We start from the raw sequence: 3035 nt of genomic DNA, 5'->3' as shown, positions 1-3035 counted from the left end.
TTCTTGAATTCCTATTATTCTATCAGCTTTTATACCAAACTTATCGTTCTTCTTTATATGAATCTAATTTTTTAAATCCATTTATTGCATATCTTCCTTGCTTTGCATTTATGCAACGGCCTTTCTTTTCTAATATCCTTAATTTTAATATCTGGCAAAAAGTGAAACGGAATTAGTATACTATCTAATTTCTGAGAATTTAGATTTCTCTCATTAATTGCAGAAATAAAATTTCTATAATAATCTTGACTATTATTTGCATTGTATATGGTGTATTCCTTATGATTATCATCTACAAATTGAGAACTATAAGCAATTGTATGCGCTTCATGAATTTCAAAGCCAGATGTTAATGCTATCAAATACGTAATATAATAGTGATATTCTATATCCATTGAATTATATTGATATATTAATTATTTATATTATAAGTAACTCAAAAGTAATAAGTCTGTAAGTATATCAGGTGAGTAATGTTTGCTGAAGTCGGAAATTTTTTTCTACATTTATCACTGATACTATTGCTTTTGATAATTTTTAACGCTGTGGTCCCAAAGCATAAAAGATTGAAAATTACAATTTTTTTATGGGGTATTATTGCCATATCAACTATATTAAGCTTTGCATCTTTGATTGCTTGCTATGTTATATCTGATTATTCCGTTTTAAATGTGCTTTATAATTCACATAAATTAAAACCCCTAATTTATAAAATAGCTGGTTCTTGGAGCAATCACGAAGGCTCAATGCTGCTTTGGATCATTTCAATTTCCCTTCCTACATTTCTGTTTGGAGTTTTTTGTAGCAATAATTTACCAACAAAAAATCTTACACTCACTCTTCAGGCTGCGCTAACGTTTATGTTCATCTTATATACAATATCCACATCCAATCCATTTGAAAGGATCATTCCTGCACCCGTTAGAGGACTTGGAATGAACCCCCTATTACAAGACATCGGTGTTTCTTTCCATCCACCAATATTATACCTTGGTTATGTTGGATTTTCATTACCATTTTCGGCAAGTTTATCAGTACTTATATCAAAAAATACAGATTACTGGATACAATCAATAAAACCATGGGTGCTACTTGCTTGGAGCTTTTTAACCATAGGTATTGGTTCTGGTGCATGGTGGGCATATAGAGAATTGGGCTGGGGAGGATTTTGGTTTTGGGATCCTGTAGAAAATGCTTCTCTGATTCCATGGATAACCTCAATAGCATTAATTCATGCAATGAAATTTCCTAAAAAATCCACATCCCAACTGAATTGGACAATATTACTAAGTATATTAACCTTCACATTAGTAATGATAGGAACATTTATAGTTAGGTCAGGAACAATTGCGTCGGTTCATTCTTTCGCTCAGGATTCAAAAAGAGGGTTTTTTATTCTTATTTCAATATTTTTTATTTCAGGCTTCGCCTTATTGTTATATGGCCTTAACTTTAAAAAGTTACATATAGATACAACAAAGAATATTAATGGATACATCTTACTAAATAATATAATACTCTGCATAATAGCATTTATTATCTCTCTGGGTACTCTATATCCATTATTTATGGAAGTAGTGTTTCAAAAATATTTGTCTATAAATAGTAACTATTACAACCTTTTGGTTCCACCTATTACTTTGATATTAGTTGCATTATGCATATTTGGAATCGGCAATACATCACAAAAAAAATCCATAAAAGCTACTCTCAATTATATTTTTGCTTCTTTAATTTGCACTTTTACTATTTTTTATTATTTAGGAGTAAGAAATTTATATTCAATATTTGGAATTTTTATTTCAATCCCTTTGATTTTATCCTCTGTACAAATATTCATAGAATCTAGAACTTTTAGAAAATTGCCTATATCAATTGCTCATGGAGGATTTGCATTATTAATTTTCTCAATTTCAATGTTCTATGGGCTAAAAGATGAGATTATAAAAACAGTCAAATTGGAAGAAACTATTTTATTTAAGAATATGCATATTAAATTAGAAAATATAGATTACCAAACAAAATCTAATTACCTAACCAAGACTGCAATAATATCAATTGATAACAACATCAAGGTATATCCAGAGATTAGATTTTTCCCAATTGAAAAACAACAAACTGTAGAGATTGACACTATAAATCATGTTTTATATGATATTTATTTCTCAATTAACTCACCTGAAAGTTCGGAAAAAATCACTGTGCATATCCAATACAATCCGATGATAAATTTTATTTGGCTTAGTTGTGCGTTGATTAGTTTAGCAGGTTTGATTAGTATATCTTGTAAAATATTTAATTCCGAAAATGATAATAAAGCGCTTAATTAATCAGTCAATTCAAAATCAAACATTGAACAGTGATGATGTTAAAAAGTGCATGAATGCCTGTTTAAAGGGAGGAGCTACTCCTGCTCAAATAAGCTCATTTTTTACTTCCTTATTAATGAGAGATTTCACTCAAGAAGAGTTTGATGGAATTATTAAAGGAATTAATTTCCCTATACAGGAATTTAAAAATATAAATATTGATTTTTACATTTATTCATTTTTACAAGATAATTTTTCACTTGCAATTTCTCTTATCCTTGCCGAATTAGATTATTTTATTTATGGAAAATTTAAAAATTTATATCTTGATAATGCAAGTATACTCAATACTTTAAAAGAATCTGAAAATAATAAAAATGAAGAAAATTTATTAATACAACATAATATTCATTTATCTTTGTCAGAGTATAATAAAACCTTAAAGAATATTCTTTTTTTAAAATCTGAACTTGGATTTGATTCGCTGTTACGTTTGCTACAGTTATCTATAAATCCAGTCAATTCAAAGTATAAGATAATAATTATAGATGAGGAGGATTTTTTAAAACTAAAAACTATTAAATCATTTTTAAATTTGTTCAAAAAGGCCGTTGCATAAATGCAAAGCAAGGAAGATATGCAATAAATGGATTTAAAAAATTAGATTCATATAAAGAAGAACGATAAGTTTGGTATAAAAGCTGATAGAATAATAGGAATTCAAGA

At 28.1% G+C, this 3035-nt stretch carries 3 protein-coding genes; 2 read left to right on the top strand and 1 reads right to left on the bottom strand.

Translation table 11 applies throughout. From position 1 onward, the window contains the following. Positions 1-71: 71 nt before the first annotated feature. Positions 72-395: a DUF6765 family protein gene (locus tag L8D11_RS04570; RefSeq protein ID WP_236870491.1), complete on the bottom strand. Its 324-nt coding sequence runs from the start codon at positions 393-395 to the stop codon at positions 72-74. Between the two features lie 78 nt (positions 396-473). On the opposite strand from L8D11_RS04570, the gene L8D11_RS04565 reads away from it, so the two are divergent. Both L8D11_RS04565 and L8D11_RS04560 read left to right on the top strand, forming a co-directional pair. Continuing rightward, positions 474-2330 (top strand): heme lyase CcmF/NrfE family subunit, encoded by a 1857-nt coding sequence (locus tag L8D11_RS04565; RefSeq protein WP_272906045.1) that lies wholly within the window; start codon positions 474-476, stop codon positions 2328-2330. Further along, on the top strand, positions 2308-2928 hold the full coding sequence (locus L8D11_RS04560) for a hypothetical protein (protein WP_236870489.1): 621 nt from the start codon (positions 2308-2310) through the stop codon (positions 2926-2928). The genes L8D11_RS04565 and L8D11_RS04560 overlap by 23 nt, the downstream gene beginning before the upstream one ends. Positions 2929-3035 lie beyond the last annotated feature (107 nt).

Source organism: Candidatus Bandiella numerosa (assembly GCF_021811875.1).
In the GTDB taxonomy this organism is placed as follows: Bacteria; Pseudomonadota; Alphaproteobacteria; order Rickettsiales; family Midichloriaceae; genus Aquirickettsia; species Aquirickettsia numerosa_A.
Note: the sequence above shows the minus strand (reverse complement) of the source record. Positions and strands in the feature narration are given on the sequence as shown.